The sequence below is a fragment of the Acinetobacter lactucae genome (assembly GCF_013344765.1).
Taxonomy (GTDB): Bacteria; Pseudomonadota; Gammaproteobacteria; order Pseudomonadales; family Moraxellaceae; genus Acinetobacter; species Acinetobacter lactucae_A.
In genome coordinates this window covers 1-18,423 of the sequence record NZ_JABVBF010000056.1, presented here as the reverse complement: position 1 = coordinate 18,423, position 18,423 = coordinate 1, and the positions used below count along the sequence as shown (strand labels likewise).

Annotated in this window: 18 protein-coding genes, 1 tRNA gene and 1 pseudogene; 9 read left to right on the top strand and 11 right to left on the bottom strand. The window is 37.8% G+C overall.

Annotated features, from left to right (window positions below; translation table 11 throughout):
- Positions 1–75: pseudogene (locus HUN22_RS18125) on the bottom strand (hypothetical protein); the annotation flags it as partial.
- Between the two features lie 82 nt (positions 76–157).
- On the bottom strand, positions 158–1,408 hold the full coding sequence (locus tag HUN22_RS07880) for an MFS transporter (protein ID WP_174727814.1): 1,251 nt from the start codon (positions 1,406–1,408) through the stop codon (positions 158–160).
- A gap of 128 nt (positions 1,409–1,536) precedes the next feature.
- Between HUN22_RS07880 and HUN22_RS07875 the strand changes: the two genes are divergently transcribed.
- The 4 genes from HUN22_RS07875 to HUN22_RS07860 all read left to right on the top strand — a co-directional run bounded on the left by HUN22_RS07875 (position 1,537) and on the right by HUN22_RS07860 (position 4,596).
- Positions 1,537–2,163: a lysophospholipid acyltransferase family protein gene (locus tag HUN22_RS07875; protein ID WP_174727811.1), complete on the top strand. Its 627-nt coding sequence runs from the start codon at positions 1,537–1,539 to the stop codon at positions 2,161–2,163.
- Between the two features lie 66 nt (positions 2,164–2,229).
- Positions 2,230–3,147 (top strand): patatin-like phospholipase family protein, encoded by a 918-nt coding sequence (locus HUN22_RS07870; RefSeq protein WP_174727809.1) that lies wholly within the window; start codon positions 2,230–2,232, stop codon positions 3,145–3,147.
- Between the two features lie 104 nt (positions 3,148–3,251).
- Positions 3,252–3,713 (top strand): NfeD family protein, encoded by a 462-nt coding sequence (locus HUN22_RS07865; protein ID WP_174727806.1) that lies wholly within the window; start codon positions 3,252–3,254, stop codon positions 3,711–3,713.
- Positions 3,714–3,741: 28 nt separating this feature from the next.
- The gene (locus HUN22_RS07860) at positions 3,742–4,596 is read left to right on the top strand and encodes an SPFH domain-containing protein (protein ID WP_174727803.1); all 855 of its coding nucleotides are present in this window, start codon (positions 3,742–3,744) and stop codon (positions 4,594–4,596) included.
- 40 nt (positions 4,597–4,636) lie between these two features.
- Here the strand turns inward: HUN22_RS07860 and HUN22_RS07855 are convergent, their stop codons facing one another.
- The 3 genes from HUN22_RS07855 to prpF form a co-directional block, all read right to left on the bottom strand.
- Positions 4,637–5,011: an MmcQ/YjbR family DNA-binding protein gene (locus tag HUN22_RS07855; RefSeq protein ID WP_174727800.1), complete on the bottom strand. Its 375-nt coding sequence runs from the start codon at positions 5,009–5,011 to the stop codon at positions 4,637–4,639.
- 58 nt (positions 5,012–5,069) lie between these two features.
- Positions 5,070–5,981: a polyprenyl synthetase family protein gene (locus HUN22_RS07850; RefSeq protein ID WP_174727797.1), complete on the bottom strand. Its 912-nt coding sequence runs from the start codon at positions 5,979–5,981 to the stop codon at positions 5,070–5,072.
- 161 nt (positions 5,982–6,142) lie between these two features.
- Positions 6,143–7,330: a 2-methylaconitate cis-trans isomerase PrpF gene (gene prpF / locus HUN22_RS07845; protein ID WP_174727794.1), complete on the bottom strand. Its 1,188-nt coding sequence runs from the start codon at positions 7,328–7,330 to the stop codon at positions 6,143–6,145.
- 378 nt (positions 7,331–7,708) lie between these two features.
- Between prpF and HUN22_RS07840 the strand changes: the two genes are divergently transcribed.
- Complete coding sequence (locus HUN22_RS07840; RefSeq protein ID WP_174727791.1) at positions 7,709–9,088, top strand: amino acid permease; 1,380 nt, start codon at positions 7,709–7,711, stop codon at positions 9,086–9,088.
- A gap of 55 nt (positions 9,089–9,143) precedes the next feature.
- On the opposite strand, the gene HUN22_RS07835 is transcribed toward HUN22_RS07840, so the two are convergent.
- Positions 9,144–9,398 carry a TIGR03643 family protein gene (locus tag HUN22_RS07835; protein ID WP_174727789.1) on the bottom strand — a complete coding sequence of 85 codons (255 nt, stop codon included), beginning with the start codon at positions 9,396–9,398 and terminating at the stop codon, positions 9,144–9,146.
- A gap of 310 nt (positions 9,399–9,708) precedes the next feature.
- On the opposite strand from HUN22_RS07835, the gene HUN22_RS07830 reads away from it, so the two are divergent.
- A tRNA-Arg gene (locus HUN22_RS07830) sits at positions 9,709–9,781 on the top strand.
- 13 nt (positions 9,782–9,794) lie between these two features.
- Here the strand turns inward: HUN22_RS07830 and hchA are convergent.
- The 4 genes from hchA to HUN22_RS07810 all read right to left on the bottom strand — a co-directional run bounded on the left by hchA (position 9,795) and on the right by HUN22_RS07810 (position 13,795).
- Positions 9,795–10,670 carry a glyoxalase III HchA gene (gene hchA, locus HUN22_RS07825; RefSeq protein WP_174727786.1) on the bottom strand — a complete coding sequence of 292 codons (876 nt, stop codon included), beginning with the start codon at positions 10,668–10,670 and terminating at the stop codon, positions 9,795–9,797.
- A gap of 208 nt (positions 10,671–10,878) precedes the next feature.
- Positions 10,879–11,889 carry an NAD(P)H-quinone oxidoreductase gene (locus HUN22_RS07820; protein WP_174727817.1) on the bottom strand — a complete coding sequence of 337 codons (1,011 nt, stop codon included), beginning with the start codon at positions 11,887–11,889 and terminating at the stop codon, positions 10,879–10,881.
- Positions 11,890–11,921: 32 nt separating this feature from the next.
- Positions 11,922–12,818, bottom strand: coding sequence for an AraC family transcriptional regulator (locus tag HUN22_RS07815; protein WP_174727783.1), 897 nt, complete (start codon positions 12,816–12,818; stop codon positions 11,922–11,924).
- A gap of 158 nt (positions 12,819–12,976) precedes the next feature.
- Positions 12,977–13,795 (bottom strand): undecaprenyl-diphosphate phosphatase, encoded by an 819-nt coding sequence (locus tag HUN22_RS07810; RefSeq protein ID WP_016143364.1) that lies wholly within the window; start codon positions 13,793–13,795, stop codon positions 12,977–12,979.
- A 353-nt stretch (positions 13,796–14,148) separates the two neighbouring features.
- Between HUN22_RS07810 and HUN22_RS07805 the strand changes: the two genes are divergently transcribed.
- Entirely contained in the window at positions 14,149–14,949 is an 801-nt protein-coding gene (locus HUN22_RS07805) for a PaaX family transcriptional regulator C-terminal domain-containing protein (RefSeq protein ID WP_174727780.1), read from the top strand.
- Positions 14,950–15,055: 106 nt separating this feature from the next.
- Positions 15,056–16,048 carry a fatty acid desaturase family protein gene (locus tag HUN22_RS07800; RefSeq protein ID WP_174727778.1) on the top strand — a complete coding sequence of 331 codons (993 nt, stop codon included), beginning with the start codon at positions 15,056–15,058 and terminating at the stop codon, positions 16,046–16,048.
- 48 nt (positions 16,049–16,096) lie between these two features.
- Here the strand turns inward: HUN22_RS07800 and HUN22_RS07795 are convergent, their stop codons facing one another.
- Positions 16,097–17,122, bottom strand: a complete 1,026-nt coding sequence (locus HUN22_RS07795) for an AraC family transcriptional regulator (RefSeq protein WP_174727775.1) — start codon at positions 17,120–17,122, stop codon at positions 16,097–16,099.
- Positions 17,123–17,279: 157 nt separating this feature from the next.
- On the opposite strand from HUN22_RS07795, the gene HUN22_RS07790 reads away from it, so the two are divergent.
- A complete protein-coding gene (locus tag HUN22_RS07790) occupies positions 17,280–17,978 on the top strand; it encodes an NAD(P)H-dependent oxidoreductase (RefSeq protein ID WP_174727772.1) in 699 nt (232 codons plus the stop codon).
- Positions 17,979–18,423 lie beyond the last annotated feature (445 nt).

Below are 18,423 nucleotides of genomic sequence, written 5' to 3'. Positions count from 1 at the left end.
CCATTTGCTACCCAAACAAGATGGCACAATTAATTGAGCATTTAAATAGCTAAAAACTTACATTTTTAAAAACATAGACGAAGGTATGAGATAAGGCTTAGATCACTGCTTAAGCAATATTAAATTTCTTTATTTCATCTAGTTAACATTATTTTCCCTATAGTTTCGCATGTTTCCAGACATAAATGGGCCTTAAACTGATCAGGCCAATAATGACAATAGCTATCAAATAATCAAAATAACCGAGTAAATCTCCGATCATTCCACTAAAACTATAAAGAAGACCGCTAACAGTCGCCATGACTGAAACCTGAAACGTAAAATCTGTTCCCGCATATTCTTTTCGACTGTAATGCATGACCAGAGTCAACATAATCACTAACAACATTGCCGAGAATGCATCTTCTAAAGCATTGACTGTATAGATAGCCCAGACATTCAACTGAATTTTTTGTTCATAGGCATAGGCCAAATAAGCATAGCCTCCTAGGCTGATAATTTTAAAAACTGAAAAAACAATTAATGCTGTTGGTCTGGAAAAATATTTAAGGACTCCTCCTGCTATTGCCGCCCCTGCCAGTGCGGCTATTGCACCGAGCATCGTGATGTAAACACCAATTTGAGTAAAACTTAACCCCATATCCACCATTAAAGGTTTAAGTAATGGTCCAGCTAAGCCGTCTGCTACTTTAAAAGTAATCAGTACCACTAACCAAGATCGGAGTTCTCTACTGTGAGAGAAATATCTTAAGTAAGCTTTAATCTTTAGGACTAAATTTTGTTGGTCAAGTTTGAGTTCTTCATTTAGATGAGAAGTATGTTGAGGCTCTTTAAATAACCAAACGGGTAAAGTATTTAAAAATACTATAGTTGCTAATAGCAAGAAAGTGGGCTGCCATGTCAACCAGTCTAAACACCAAAGTAAGGCACCTCCCCCAACAATAAAACCTAGCCGAGAACCAATCACCTGAAATGTATTGCCCCAATGTTGCTGGTCATGTTTCAACAAATTGACTGCTAAAGCATCGGTGGCAATGTCTTGTGTTGCTCCTGTTAAGTTCATAAAAAGAAGTGAAATGAAAAAGGCAAATAAATAAATGGGTTGATCTAAGGCTTGAACAGGAAAAAAAGACAAAATGCAAAGTACACCTACCGTCAGAAACTGTGTAGGTAGAATCCAACTACGATAGTGGCCTAAACGGGAAAGTGCATGTCGGTCGACCCACGGCGCCCAAAAAATCTTGATTGACCACGGCAACATTAATAAACCAAAGCCACCAATATGGGCAAGGGATACTCCTTCTGCTCTTAAGATCACGGGTAAAGCATGCGTCATAAATCCGACAGGCAGTCCTTGCGCCCAATATAAAGAAAATAGCAGAAGATAAAAATTTTGCTGCCGCAACATAGAAACCTACTTTTTATTTGTTTAATGAGGAATAACATCAAATATCATGTTGTTCTTACATTTTGCCAATGAAGCATATATTTCAAAAGTTTAAGATAAAACTAGGACGAGTTAAAATTTTTAAAAATATGGATCAACATTTCCCTAATTTACCTGATTTGGTACCTCAACGCGGTACTGCTCTAAGCCGAGCGCTATTTAAAAAACTTTTTTTAGCCCAAGGTTGGACAATTGAAGGCGAAATTCCTAATTTTCCAAAAGCAGTGGCAATTATTTCACCCCATACTTCTAATATTGATGGATGGTATGGCTTCCTTGCGATTTTTGGATTAGGTATTCAAATTACGGTGTTAGGTAAAGATGCTCTTTTTAAACCACCGTTTAAACGAGCTTTAGATTGGGCTGGGGTTATTCCTGTTAAGCGTGACACTGCCAATGGACTTACTGAGCAAGTCGTTGCCACCATTCAAAAATATGACAAGATCTGGATTGGGATGGCACCCGAAGGCACACGTAAAAAAGCAAAAAAAATGAAAAGTGGTTTTTACCATATTGCCGCAAAAGCCAATATTCCAATTGTAATGTTTTCCTTTGATTATGATCATAAGACGATTCACTGCTTAGGTCACCTAAACCCAAGTGGCAACTACGACGAAGATCTCACCAAGATTTTTGAGCGTTATGAAGGGAAAATATCACCTAAAAATCGTAATTGGCTTGCTGAACCTTTACAAAATCTAGTGAAAAAAACCTAGCAAAAATTGAGCAAATCTGGTCTTATGAGCCCTCTTAATTTATCTCGACGTAGATTATTTTTAAAGATGAAAATTGCTCAATTTGCCAGTATTGGATTTATCTCTCTAGCACTATTTGGCTGTGATAAATTTAGCAAAACACCAACACCAACAACCTCAATTAAAGCCCGTGAACCTGTGATTGCATTGGCCTTAGGAGGCGGTGGAGCAAAAGGATTTTCACATATTGGTGTAATTAAAGTTTTAGAGTCTCACGGAATTAAACCTAAAATTGTCACGGGTACCAGTGCCGGTAGCTTTGTTGGAAGTATCTACGCAAGTGGACAAACACCTTATCAATTGCAAAGTCTGGCTCTGAAGTTACAAGAATCAGATATCCGCGATTTAACACTTAATCGTCAAGGTATTATTCTTGGACAAAAGTTACAGGACTATGTTAACCGTAACGTAGGCAACAAACCGATTGAGAAGTTTCCAATCCGTTTTGCTGCCGTGGCAACACGCCTTGATAATGGTCAAAAAGCTGACTTCATTAAAGGTAATGCAGGCCAGGCTGTACGTGCATCTTGCAGTATTCCAAATGTGTTTGTACCAGCAACGATTGGCAAGCAGAAATATGTAGATGGTGGTTTGGTTAGCCCAATTCCAGTCAAAACAGCTCGTGACATGGGTGCTGATATTGTGATTGCAGTTGATATTTCTGCACGTCCAGCAGGGAATCGCCCAGCCAACATGTGGGGACTACTGGATCAAACCATTAATATTATGGGCCAACAAAGTATTAATGAAGAACTGAAGCAAGCCAATGTAGTGATTCAACCTAAAGTTGGTCACTTAGGTACTCTTGATCTCAAATCAAGTAACCAAGCAATTTTAGAAGGTGAAAAAGCTGCTCAAGCACAAATGCGCCAAGTTGAAACTGCAATTGCAAACTTCAAAAAGTCTCCAGCTGCATTTAAGCCTGCACCGCGCCCTAAATTTTAATTGTGGTGGTTTTTTCTACCCATCCTACCCATCATCTGCTACAGTGGTAAAAGTGATATCGAGTCACTTTTACCCATCATAAAGATATATAAAAGAGCAGAACTATGGAGTTTGTTATACAACCTTGGCACTGGTTTGTATTGGGTATCTTACTTATTCTTTCTGAACTGATTCTACCCGCCTTTGCCGCACTTTGGTTTGGTCTTGCCGCTATTATGGTGTGCTTTCTCTACTGGCTGTTTCCTGATATTAGTCTCACAACGCAAATTGTATTATGGATAGTTCTGTCAGTGCTATGCACCATTCTTTGGTTCAAATTTATTAAACCATTATCAATTGATAAAACTAAAGCGGGATTACCCCGTGAAGCGACCATCGGTCAAATTGGTATGGTGATTCAAACTGGTCTTGACCATGATCAAATTATTGTTCGTTTTCCAATGCCTATTTTAGGGGCCGATGAGTGGAACTGTCGAAGCACTACTCCAGTTAAAGTCGGTGATCGTGTTAGAGTTATTGATATTTCGGGTAATGACTTAATTGTTCAGTCCCACGGTACTTCATAAACATTAAAGATAAAGAGAGGGTATTTTCATGCCAGTCGGTACTATCATTGTTTTAGCCTTTTTGGCTTTTGTGGCTATCACCATTTTTAAAGGGGTCCGTATCGTTCCTCAGGGTTATAAGTGGATTGTTCAACGTTTAGGTAAATACCACTCTACCCTAAATCCGGGGCTTAATTTTGTTATTCCTTACGTAGATGAAGTGGCTTATAAAATTACCACTAAAGATATTGTGCTGGATATTCCATCACAAGAAGTGATTACACGTGACAATGCTGTATTGCTCATGAATGCTGTGGCATATATTAATTTAACCACGCCAGAAAAAGCAGTTTACGGTATTGAAAACTATACATGGGCCATTCAAAATCTTGTACAAACGTCATTGCGTTCTATTGTCGGTGAAATGGATCTAGATGATGCCTTATCTTCTCGTGACCATATTAAAGCCAAGTTAAAAGCTGCTATTTCTGATGATATTTCAGATTGGGGTATCACTTTAAAAACTGTTGAAATTCAAGATATTCAACCGTCTCATACTATGCAAGCGGCTATGGAAGAACAAGCTGCTGCAGAACGTCAACGTCGTGCTGCGGTTACTAAAGCCGACGGTGAAAAACAAGCTGCTATTTTAAGTGCAGAAGGTCGTTTAGAAGCCTCACGTCGTGATGCAGAAGCTCAAGTTGTTTTAGCCGAAGCATCTCAAAAAGCAATTGAAATGGTGACCAGTGCAGTTGGCGATAAAGAGATTCCTGTGGCATATCTGTTAGGTGAACAATATGTAAAAGCAATGCAGGATATGGCGAAATCGAATAATGCTAAAACTGTGGTTTTACCTGCCGATGTTTTAAATACAATTCGCGGTATTATGGGAAAGCATAATTAAGTCATTAAAATCAAGGCGGTGACTATCATGTCGCCGTTTTTTATATTATTGGTTTTTTTAATTTTTTCTGATCTTTCAAAGGAAGTTTTTTTACAACTAAATCATAAGAATCATGAATCAAATCTCGAAGTAAATCACTTGTTAAGTTCTTATGCGGTGTAATCGAAATCCAGTGCTTTTTATTCATATGATAGCCCGGAATAATAAATGAATAGAGCTCCTGATATTCCTGACTTTTATAGGGATCACATTTGACATTAATCATTTTGACACCCGCGACTTCTGTAGTCAGCATGAATATTTTTTCTAATATTTTAAAAACTTCATATTCAGGCCCAAATGGATGAGTCTGTTGGCTAAAAGGAAGATTGCGAGCGATTTCAATTGCAGCTTGATGAAGCTGAGCACCATTCATTCTTTTCTCCTTTATTCATTGAATATGAATAGAAGTTATGAATATTGATTTAATATTATTAATTGGTACGTGCTAAAAGGAATTGTGAGATATCTACTAATTCTTTTGCATCGTCACCAAAGTGAGCTAAGGCTTCAAAAGCTTGATCATGCAACTCTTCAGCATAGGACTTTGCTTGTTCGAGACCCATTAAGGCTGGATACGTCGATTTTTGTACTTGTTCATCCTTACCTGCGGTTTTACCCAAGGTTTCCGTACTCGAAGTAATATCGAGAATATCGTCTAATACTTGAAAAGCCAGTCCAATCGTCTGACCATATTGACGCAACTTTGGAATTGCTTGATCTGTTCCAGAGAAAATCGTCACAGCACCCATCATAATGGCAGCCTGAATGAGCGCACCAGTTTTATTACGATGGATATTTTCAAGTTCGTCTTGAGTAATTTGCTTACCTTCAGCTTGCAAATCTAAAACCTGTCCAGAGACCATTTTAGAGCTGGCGGTTGCTAAAATCTGCATTTGTTTTAACACAATTGCGGCATCGGTACCTTGCCCTTGTTCATCAAACAAACGGCTACCTAAAACCTCAAACGCCATTGATTGTAATATGTCGCCTGCAAGCAAAGCAGTATCTTCACCAAACGCAACATGACAAGTCGGTTGACCACGACGCAATAAATCATTGTCCATACAAGGCAGATCATCATGCGCTAGTGAGTAACAATGAATAAGTTCAACTGCAACCGCAGCACGGCGAGCCGCAGCAAAATTTGGATTTGGCTGTAAAGATGCAGTGGCATAACACAGAGCCGGACGCACACGTTTTCCACCAAGCATGACTGCATGGTGTACAGCGCTTTTTAAAGGCTCTGGAATTGAGAATGCGGACAATGTCGTCAATAAGTCTTGTTGAATACGTTGTTGAGCTTGTTTTAAAACATCCGCATTAACTTGAGAGAGTGATGACACAGTCGCCTCGATAAAATCAGTAGAGAAATTTTATTGAATGTTATGAAGCATTCATGCGCTACATCATACACGATTCACTGTGAAAAGTGCGTGATGAGTTTTCGAAGCCCTATGTAAAAAAGCCTCTACAAAATTGAGAGGCTTTTTCATTCTTAACTGTTTTAGAAACTGTCACCCGGAACGCGTACCCAACCTTCCATTAACACACGCGCACTACGGCTCATAATCGCCTTTTTAACGACCCACTGGCCATTTGTAAGTTCAGCTTGAGCGCCAACACGTAATGTTCCAGATGGATGACCAAAGCGTACTGCCTCACGCTCACCACCGCCAGCTGCAAGGTTTACTAATGTGCCTGGAATGGCGGCTGCCGTACCAATCGCCACTGCTGCTGTTCCCATCATCGCATGGTGAAGTTTACCCATCGACAAAGCACGAACCAGTAAATCAACATCACTCTCTGAAACGTTTTTACCGCTTGATGCCGTATAGCTCTTCGGTTTAGAAACAAATGCAATTTTGGGTGTGTGCTGACGCGCTGCTGCTTCGGAAATATCTTTAATCAACCCCATCTGTACCGCGCCATATGCACGAATTTTTTCAAAACGTGCCAGTGCAGTTGCATCACTATTAATATGATCTTGTAATTCTGTACCTTGGTAACCCAAATCTTCTGCATTCAAGAAAATAGTTGGAATACCCGCATTAATGAATGTCGCTTGGAAACGACCAATATCTGGGACATCTAATTGGTCAACCACGTTTCCTGTCGGGAACATATCGCCGCCTTCTTCGCCATCATCGGCTGGATCTAAAAACTCAATTTGAACTTCAGCGGCAGGAAACGTCACACCATCAAGTTCAAAATCACCAGTTTCTTGAACTTGACCATTGGTGATAGGCACATGGGCAATAATGGTTTTTTGAATATTTTTTTGCCAAATTCGAACCGTGCATAAACCATTTTCTGGAATACGATCAGCATCAACTAAGCCGTTTGAAATCGCAAAAGAACCAACAGCCGCGGTTAGATTACCGCAGTTACCACTCCAATCTACAAAAGCTTGATCAATTGAAACCTGACCAAACAAATAATCGACATCATGATCTGGCTGAGTACTTTTAGCGAGAATAACAGTTTTGCTGGTACTCGAAGTAGCTCCCCCCATGCCATCAATTTGTTTTCCATAAGGATCTGGACTACCAATTACACGGAGTAGCAGCTGATCTCTTGCTTGTCCTGCAACTTGGGCTTTTTCTGGCAAATCATCAAGCTTAAAAAAGACACCTTTACTGGTTCCACCACGCATATAAGTTGCTGGAATTTTAATTTGCGGTACTGAGCTCATATCAACTGTTATCCTTACTATTATGTTCTTCTATATCAAAACAAGCATTCTTGTTTACCCTTCTCTGCATCTTAAATTGTTTTAAGGTCAAGAGATAGCGATCTGCTTTATACATCAATCGTATTGACGCGAGCATATTTTGTGAATTTAACAATGCTCTTGCAATGACTTAATCTAAGCAAAATCTATGAAAAAAAGTCTATCTGAAATTATATTTTTTAGAGTACTTTTCACCCGATATAGGAATATTAAAAGCAAACTAATGATTTTAAATAATTTTTATAATTACTTTTCAGTCACTCCTTATTAATTTGTAGTCTAGGCTAAAATAACTCCATCTATTAGAATAATTTACTTATTCATTGTGAGTGAAGACCTTTGACCAACGAATCTTCTACACTGCAACGAGGACTAAAAAATCGACACATCCAATTAATTGCTATGGGTGGAGCAATTGGTACCGGATTATTTTTAGGCTCGGCGCAAGTGATTCAATCTGCGGGACCATCCATTATTTTAGGATATGCCATTGGCGGCTTAATCGCGTTTTTGATTATGCGTCACTTGGGAGAAATGATTGTTGAAGAACCTGTTGCAGGATCGTTCAGCCATTTTGCGTATAAATATTGGGGGAAATTTCCCGGATTTTTAACCGGATGGAACTATTGGATACTCTACGTTCTGGTAGCGATGAGTGAGCTCACCGCGGTAGCCAAATATATTAATTATTGGTGGCCTCATATTCCAGCGTGGACTTCTGTCTTATTTTTCTTTGTCGTGATTACGGCAATTAACTTAACCAACGTCAAATTTTATGGTGAGTCCGAATTCTGGCTCGCTATTATTAAAGTTGCTGCGGTCATCTCTATGATTGTATTTGGGCTTTATTTGCTACTTACAGCAGACGTAGGTTCAAGCATTTCATTTAGTAACCTTTGGTCTCATGGTGGATTTTTTCCAAATGGCTTTAGCGGCCTCTTCTATATGTTGGCTTTCTTGATGTTCGCTTTTGGCGGTATTGAACTGATTGGTATGGCCGCAGCGGAAGCAAAAGATCCGAAAAAAACCATTCCAAAAGCAATTAACCAAGTCGTTTTCCGTATCTTGATTTTCTATATTGGTTCATTGGCAATCTTACTTTCATTAGTGCCATGGAACCAATTAGATCTTGGCGGTCTCGACAAAAGTCCATTTGTTATGATTTTTAGCCAAATGGGAATTGGTTGGGCTGCACACTTACTGAACTTTATTATTTTAACTGCTGCTCTATCTGTTTATAACAGTGGGATGTTTGCAAATAGCCGTATGCTATATAGTCTCGCTCAACAAGGTAATGCACCAAAAGTTTTTGCAAAAACCAATAAACAGGGGGTTCCTATTCCCGCTGTTCTGCTTTCTGCTTTATTAATCTTTGGTTGCGTTCTTTTAAATTACTTTGTACCTGAAGATGCGCTTGGACATCTCATGTATGTTGTGGTTGGTGCACTTGTTCTAAACTGGGCAATGATATCAATTACACATTTGAAGTATAGACGCTTTGTTAAGCACGCGAATATTAAGACATCTTTTCCAGCGTTATGGTCGCCATTTAGTAATTACTTAGTTTTAGCGTTTATTGGTGTGGTTCTCTATATTATGTGGACTCAAGGCTTCAAAGAGTCAGTAATGATGATCCCTATTTGGATTACAGCAATGCTCGTACTTTTTGACTATTTAAATCCTAAAAAACTCGATTCGGTTGAGAATCCAGAACAATAAATAAATCTAAAAAGCCATTGTCTAGACAATGGCTTTTTTATTTATGATCAGAAAATTATGCATATTTATACTGACGCGAACCGTAAGCTCGATCAACCTCTGGTGAACGTAATTGCTGATGCTTAGTTTTACGCCCTGCCATACGTTTACGCCAAAGTTTAAAACTATTGGTTGTGAGGTTGTATCTCATTAAACGAATAACTTCACTTTCACGTAAGCCATACTCTCGCTCAATTGCTTCAAATGGGGTTCGATCTTCCCATGCCATTTCAATAATTCTAGATAAGTCCTGTTCATCAATTTTTTTCATGTTATGCCCTTTTGAATTATAGATATTCAAATCTGATTTTTAACAAATAACCTTCTAGAAATAACTTCATCTATCCAATTGCTCGTCTTAAACCTTTTCGTGTTTTGCTTCAGATCATAGAAAGTTCGACATGAAGTTTTTGTGATTTTTTAGCTTTATAAACTGTTTTTCTAAAAGAAATAAGCGGCTGGAAACGGTTGAGTGGTACAAGTTTATTTTTATTAGTCACTGTGGCAAAAGTTTTAATACCTAAAACATGAAAAAGCGATTGCCTTGGCAATAGCTTTTTTGTTTATAATCATAAAATTATGCGCCCTTAGCTTAACTGGATAGAGCAGTTGCCTCCTAAGCGACCGACGTGGGTTCGAGTCCCGCAGGGCGCACATATTTCCTAAATTAGTCCTTCACTTCAGCCAACAATGTTTCAGCTGCAAGTTTTCCTAAATTATTAGAAGCAAGCGGGCTGTCACCTGTTAGCAATTTACGGTCTCTATGACATTGACCTGTAATGCCCTTATTTAAAATTTCCACACCGAGCTTTTCAAGGTTTTCACCTACCAGCCAAGGTAAAGCACCTGGCATATAACCAATATCAATATTTGCTCCTTTATCTAATGAATCAGGGAATACACAAATTTGATAGCCTTTAAAAATATAGTTTTCTGGCTGTTCATCTACTGCCGCAGCGAGTAATGAAGCTGGTCCATGACATAAAGTAATAATAAATCTATCATACTCAACCGCCCATTTAAGGACTTTTTTCACCTCAAGACTATGCGGAATTTTAGCTAATACGCCATGCCCACCCGGAATGAATACAGCCGCATATGGTGAGTTTTCCCCCACTACATTTTCTAAAATATCAGTCAACTTTAATGGATTTTTTAATTTATCTGCGTATTTTTGAAAAGTATCTAACACCACTTGTTCTTGCTTTGGCATCGCCCACATTTCAAGTTTGGCTGGATTCCCTGAAAGTGTCGCAACATCAATTTCAAAACCTGCATTATCTAAATGAAACATCGGTAAAAGCATTTCTACAGGATGGTTACCTGTTGAAAAGAACTTACCATTTTGCATCTGGATGTAACGCTCATCAGTTGCAATCATTAAAACTTTTTTATTGCCCGTATACGGCGTTGAATAAGTCGTACCATCATAATCGGTTTTAGGAGCAGTATATTGGCTCAGTGAGTATGGTGATGGGAAAAAGGCATTATCTTCAGCCAAATCTGGAGTAGGATTTTTATCATCAATATTTGCGGTATTCATTGTTACTATCCTTTTTCATCAGTATGGAGAGAAATAATAAGGTAAGAACCGAATGTTATTTCTTACTCAATTTATAGGTGAAGTTATAGAACTGGTGCAATCTACCAATAGAATTTGGCAATTTTTATAGAGAAATAGGCAGAATCTAGAATTATAAAATTCAGTTTAGGCAAACCCGTCGTTCGCCCAAACTTTAATGATTACAGCATTAAGCATTCATTTCTAAAACGATCTTTCCAATATGGTCACCTTGCTCCATACATGCATGGGCACTTTGCACATCTGAAAAAGGATACGTTTTATAGATTTGCGGTAAACATTTACCTTGTGCCAATAATGGCCACACATGTTCATGCAAAGATTGGGCAATTTGTGCTTTTTCTTGGCTATTACGTGCACGCATCGTTGAACCCGTAATTGTGGCACGTTTTAAGATCAGTTTTTGTAAATCAAATTCTTTTGCGACTCGACCACCCATAAAACCAATAATCACAAGTCGACCATCACGTTTCAATAGATTTAAATTTTTCGAGAAATAAGAACCACCGACAATATCCAAAATAACATCAACACCTTGATCTTGAGTATGTTTGAAAACCTCTTGCTCAAAATCTTGGGTTTTATAGTTAATTGCTGTGGTTAAATTTGAGAGTGCTTCAACTTTATCTTCACTACCAACGGTAGCAAAAGTTTTAATCCCTAAAGCGTGGCAAATGGCTAAAGCTGTGGTTCCAATACCACTTGCCCCACCATGAATTAGTGCAGTTTCATCTTTCTTTAAACGGCCGATATCAAAAAGATTTGCCCAAACCGTAAAAAATGTTTCTGGAATTGCAGCAGCTTGCGTAAACGTTAAATTTTCAGGTATTGGCAATACTTGGGTTGCAGTTACGGCACAGTACTCAGCATAACCACCGCCATTTGTTAGAGCACAAACTTTATCACCAACCTTGAATTGATCGACTTGCTCACCTACCGCAACCACAACACCAGCAACTTCAAGTCCGGGTATTTGAGTAACACCTTTAGGCATTGGATATAGCCCCATACGCTGCAATACATCAGGGCGGTTAATTCCAGCAGCCTTTACCTCAATTAAGACTTCATCTGCTTGAGGTGTCGGAATATTAGCATCTTGAACTTTTAGAACCTCAGGTCCACCCGGAGCCATAATTTCAATAATTTTCATAGTTGTTGGAAGGGTCATATAATGCTCCATGTTTGATTTATATTTCAAAATACTAATCTACGTTAAATAATTGAAGACTTGGGTGGAACGCCAAACAGTCGTTTAAATTCTCGGCTAAATTGTGAAGCACTGACATATCCAACTTCATAGGCGGCTTCTGCGACCCCCATTTTATTGTTCATGATAAGTTCGCGTGCCTTATGTAACCGAGTAATTTTGATGTACTGTAAGGGCGAATAATTCGTCACCTTTTTAAAAGTCTGATGAAAAAGCGAGATGCTCATGCCCGCTTGTTTCGCCAACTCTTGAACCGTTAAGTTATGATAATAATCACGCTGAATAATTTCACAAATGGTATAAATCACACCATTTCGACTTGCTATAGCCGATAAGCTCTCGACTAGATTGCCACCTGAAGCTTGTACCACACGATAAACCAATTCTCTTTTAACTTGTTCACCCAATATAAAAGTATCTTGTTTAGAGCGAAGTAAATTGAGCAATCTGAGAGCAACCTCTGAAATAGTGGCATTCATGTCAATCACTCTAAGCCCACAGCTTAATTTTAAATCTTCTGAATGAGCATCTTCAGTAACCACTTGTTGTTGTTTATCCATTTTAGTAATGAGATCAGCCATCATTTGTGGTTCAAATTTTATTGCTATCGCCAGCATTGGTTCATTATTTTCAACCACAGTATCGCAATCAAATGGTATTGCAATTGAGATGAATAAGCACTGGCCTTGTTGAAACTGAAAGATTTCTTTACCAATATACCCTCGCTTTAATCCCTGTATCACTAAAACAATTGAAGGCTCTTGTAGCACTGCAATAGGTTTCGTAGAATGGTCTACCCGCATTAAAGTGATATTAGAAATAAAAGTAGGATAGAGACCTTCTACTGGAGCCAAGTGCAAAAATGCATCGACCAAATGTTCTGTAAGATGATTTCGCGGCATAGTTTTATTGTGAGAATTAATCTAATAATCAATATAACAATGAACCTAAAATGAAAACATCTGTCTTGCGTTTACTTTGTATAAATAGGCAATTCAAATCAATTTTTAGGCATAAAAAAACCTAGAGCATTCTAGGTTTTTTCACTTTATCAGATGATTTAAGCCGATAAATTAAAGAACATGGCTGCAATTAAAATAATTACACCAAGTACAATTCGGTACCAAGCAAATACACGTAATGTATGACGCTCTACAAATAATACCAATGCCTTTACAACAAACAGCGCAGCAATAAAAGCAGCAACGAAACCTACGCCAATATTAACCATATTGTCTGAGGTGAGTACGTCAGCATTTTTAATTAAGTCAAAAGTTGCAGCACCCAACATGGTTGGCATTGCAAGGAAGAAAGAGAATTCTGTAGCAGCTTTACGTGATAAGCCCGCAAACATTCCACCCACAATTGTTGCGCCTGAACGTGAAGTGCCCGGAATCATCGCCACACATTGAGCAAGACCAACTAAAAACGCTTGTTTAAAAGTAATTTTAGTTGCATCGAGTGTCTTATGTTCAAATTGTCTAGATTCAACCCAGAAAATGATCAGGGCACCGACAATTAAGGCAATCGCAACCACAATTGGGCTAAATAGAACACTTTTAATAAAGTCGACAGCTAAAACACCGATAATGACTGCGGGAAAGAATGCAATAAGCACACTGATCGCAAAATGACGTGATTCCACATCACCACTAAAGAAGCCTTTAATCAAGTTAATAATTTTTTGTCGGTATAACCAGCACACTGCCAAAATAGCACCTAACTGGATTACGACCTCAAATACACGACCGCCGTCTGAGTGGAAATCGATAATATGACCAAATAAAATTAAATGGCCTGTACTCGAGATGGGTAAAAATTCAGTTAAGCCTTCGACAAAGCCTAAAAACAGTGCTTTTATAACTTCAAAATTTTCCATAACTTGCTCAAAGAAAGTTAATCATTAGAACGATCTAAAATTAGTTTTATCGCAATTGGTAAGTCTCAAATTAGACTTAACACATGTTCAATATCAGACCATTTCTAACGTTTGTGGTTATTGCCCCTAGTTAAAGGCAGTTTATTTAAAGTGCGATAATGTATCACATCATGATGACAAACTTGGGTTAACTATCGTAAAAAGATAAAACTTGGTTAAGAACTGCCAAAGTTTTTCTTGTTATAGATAAAGCTTTTCGCCCTTACTTACTCTACAAAATGATCTTAAAATGTCCTTAAAGAAACATGATATTATTCTTCTCAAATGCAACTCATATCAAAAATTCTATCTGAATGAAAAATACCAAAATTAATGCACGCCATCTCATTATCGATTTATTTCTTTCCTCTGCTTATCCTCAGCTCACCATTAAACAAATATTGATTGCCGCTAAACTTTTTAATATGAGTGACAACGGTATTCGTGTGGCTACGACTCGGCTATTAAATGAAGGCATGATAGAAAGTGTAGAACGCGGTATTTATCAACTGTCACCATTAACTAAAGAATGGGCAAAAGTCATTTTGAATCGTAAAAATGGCATTAAGCAGACTAAAGAATGGCAACATCAATATCTGGCAGTCTTTACTGGAACTTTAGGTCGTATTGATCGGACCGCTTTAAAAAAGAGAGAACGCGCTTTAAGTCAATTTGGTTTTAGAGAGCTCGAAACTGGAATTTATATACGTCCAGATAATTTAGCGTATAGCTTTGAAAAAACATGTGAAGAGCTTGTATTAGCGGGGCTTGAAAATGAAGCTAAAATTTCTATTATTCAAAAATTTGACTCAAAAACAGTTTTGTTAATTCCTTCTTTATGGGATACCAAACAGCTTGAAAAGAACTATGAAATGTATAGTCAAGATATTCAAGAATGGCTTTTGAACTATAAAAATTTATCTTTAAATGAGGCTGCTACTCAAGCTTTGTTATTAGGACGTGAAACAATTACCTTACTTATGAATGATCCTCTACTACCCTCTCCATTTGTTGATGAACATGCCCGCAATCAGTTTGCTCAAAATGTACAACAGCTCGATTCGATTGGACAAAAGCTATGGCAGAAACTTTATGAAAATGAATTAGCCCACTAACGGGCGATTTATTTTTTTTACAAACAAATATTTCATATTTTTAAATTTTATGATTATATTTGTAATATAAGATATGGATACCAAAATCTGATTTGGGAGAATAAAAATGAATGCACAAGTGAGTGTGACCGATCTATTTAGCAGAGAAGAAATACAGGAGCTCACACAACCCTCAGATATATACGGCGCTTGGGCTGTTGCAAGCACATGGGCCATTATTGGCGGAACATTTGCTAGCTTAATCATGATGTGGGATTACTTACCTAACTGGGGCAAATTACTTGCTTGTATGCTAGCTTTGGCCATATTGGCGGGTCGTCAGTTATGCCTAGCAATTTTGATGCATGATGCATCTCATAAAAGCTTATTCAAAAATAAAAAAATAAATGACTTTATAGGTGAATGGCTATGCGCCCGTCCAATCTGGAATGATCTACAAAAATACCGCGCACACCATGTCCGCCATCATGCAAAAACCTCTACTCCAGATGACCCTGACCTTTCTTTAGTTTCTGGTTTTCCTGTAAGTAAGAAATCTCTTACTCGTAAATTCTTACGCGACTTAACGGGTATGACAGGATTAAAGTTTAGCTTTGGTCGAGTGTTAATGGATCTCGATTTAATGAAATGGACCGTTGCAAATGATCAAGTCTGGTTAGATCGAAGCAATAAAGATTTCGTTGACTATGCCAAAAGTCTTATAAAAAACAGTAGTGGTGCCATTGCAACCAATGTAGCTCTTTATGGTGTTTTAAAAGCTTTTGGTCAACAACGGTTTTATTGGTTATGGCCCCTAGCTTATTTAACACCGTTTCCATTATTTTTAAGAATTCGCTCAATGGCCGAACATGCAGGTATGCAAACGAGTAATACGGCTTTAACCAATACACGAACAACACGTGCAGGTTGGATTGCTAGAAGTTTTGTGGCACCTATTCATGTCAATTACCACATGGAACACCATTTAATGGCTTCGGTGCCCTACTTCAAACTGCCGCGTATGCATCGTCTATTGAGAGCGCGCGGCCATGTTCCAGCACCACCTAGCTATTTTGAAGTGATTGATTCACTCTCATCTAAGCCAGAACAATCTAATTAATTGACTCAAATCATAAATGAAAGGCCATGAAATTAAATTTGTGGCCTTTTAACTTAAATCATCCATCTTATGTTTGGTTTGGAAATATTTAGGCGTCACTCCCATCCAGCGCTTAAACGCACGAGTGAAGTGAGAAGTCTCGGCATAACCTAGCATTAAAGCCACTTTTTCAACCGACATATTATTTTGAGTTAAAAGTTTCTGGGCATACTCCTTTTTCAGTGAGTCTACCAAGAGCGTAAAGCTAGTATCATCAAGAGCTAAATAGCGTTGCAAAGTTCGCTCTGACATATTCATGATATGAGCCACTTGCACAACTTTTAATGTCTCAATCTCCCCATTCAAAAGCAATTTTTCAGCAACTTGTTTAACCCGCCCTTTCCAACCACTTTTTAACTTTAACTTCTCTATATCCCGCTTACATTGCGCATTTAACAATGGCGCTAGCATTGGGTCCGCCGTTAATACAGGTTGTTTTAAATACTCTTTTGGAAATATCCAACAATTACGCTTTTGGTTAAATAAACAAGTAACTGTCAGTTGATGACTTATTTCGGCAAAACCTATAGGTTCTAGCATTTGTAATTCAACTTTTCCCAAATGAGAAAGCCCTGTTAGTTTTCTCGCGATTTGAACAAAACCGACTAACAAAAAAATGTTGGCATTTGAACTCAACTGAAATGCATCGACTGGCTGAAGAATTGACCAACATGCATCATTATTTTCTTGTTTTAATTCTGGTTTAAAGACATTACAACGTGAACCAATGAACTGTTCAAGAATTTTCAGCGCCTCACCTAAATTTGGAGAAACTATAGCGGCCATTCCTACTGAACCGTAACATGAAGCTGTCATGTTTAAAGCTAAATATCCCGCTAATGCTGGCTCTTTGCATAACTCAATAGCCCGTTCAATAAGTTGATTTAAGATGTTGAACTCAACATACCAATAGGGCTTTTTCAATTGGTCTAACGATATTCCACTTTCATCTAAAAGCTGCTCACCAGAGACACCCCATCGCTTAACAGTCTCGACGATTAAGTTAATATAAGTTCCTGGTAATTCTGGATTCATGAGCAACCCATTGAGCAAAACAAAATGGCGTGAAATGGTAAAAACTGTCAGTTCATGAACTATGCCATGCTTTTAAATTGATGCATAGTTATTCAAAACAAAATCCGCCGAATTGCACTAGACAGCACAATTCCTGAAAAAGAATACAGGTCACCTTATGAATATTCTGATTGTCCATGCTCATCCAGAACCACAGTCTTTTACCACTGCTCTAAAAAGTACAGCCAAGCACACATTAGAAAAATTGGGGCACAGCGTAGAAGTTTCAGATTTATATGCAATCCAATTTAATCCTGTCACATCCAAAGAAGATTTTTTAGAGCTTAATCAGCCTGATTATTTTAACTATGCACTAGAACAAAGAAATGCCAGCAAAAATCAACTTCTAGCTCCAGATATTCAAGCAGAAATTGAAAAGGTAAAAAAAGCAGATCTAGTCATTTTAAATTTCCCACTTTATTGGACATCTGTGCCAGCAATTTTAAAAGGTTGGATTGATCGCGTATTTGTCTCAGGGCTTTTTTATGGAGGCAAACGGTTTTATAACCACGGCGGCATGGCGGGTAAAAAAGCAATGTTGTGCTTAACACTGGGCGGTAGAACACACATGTTTGGAGAGAACTCAATTCACGGCCCAATTGAAAATTATCTATCGCCAATTCAACGTGGTACTTTGGCATATGCTGGTTTTGAAGTTTTACCACCATTCATTGCCTACCATGTCCCCTACATTAGCCAAGAAGCACGAGAAACCCTTCTCGATGACTATGAGATTTATCTCACTCACTTGGACCAGCTTGAACCACTAAAATTTCCTAAGCTAGAACAATTTGATGAAAAACTATATCCACTTTAATGCTGTGTTTGAGCTCTAAAAATTAAATAGCCGAATCTAGATTATTATTTTCGGTTATTTTCTAATGATCGCTTTTAAATAGAGACTCCAATTTCGCTCAAAAAATAGATCAAATGGTAAAAAAATTAAACTAAACTTTTTTATAAAATTAAGAATACAAAAGTTAATCAATAATATACAGATGTAGAGAAACAAGACTTATCAACTAAAAATGACAACTATTACTCATTTCATAATCGATTAATTCATATTTTTACAAAAAAATCTTTGACCATTTTTCTTGGATTTGTGACAAAAATGTCACTAAAACAAACCTCTTTACTAATAGATTAAAAATATAAATATCAATCAATTAAAATAATTTACCAATGAAAATATTCCTTCATATTTCATTCATTATTGGCACTATTTGTATAAAAAGTGAGTACTCCTCAGTTCATATAAC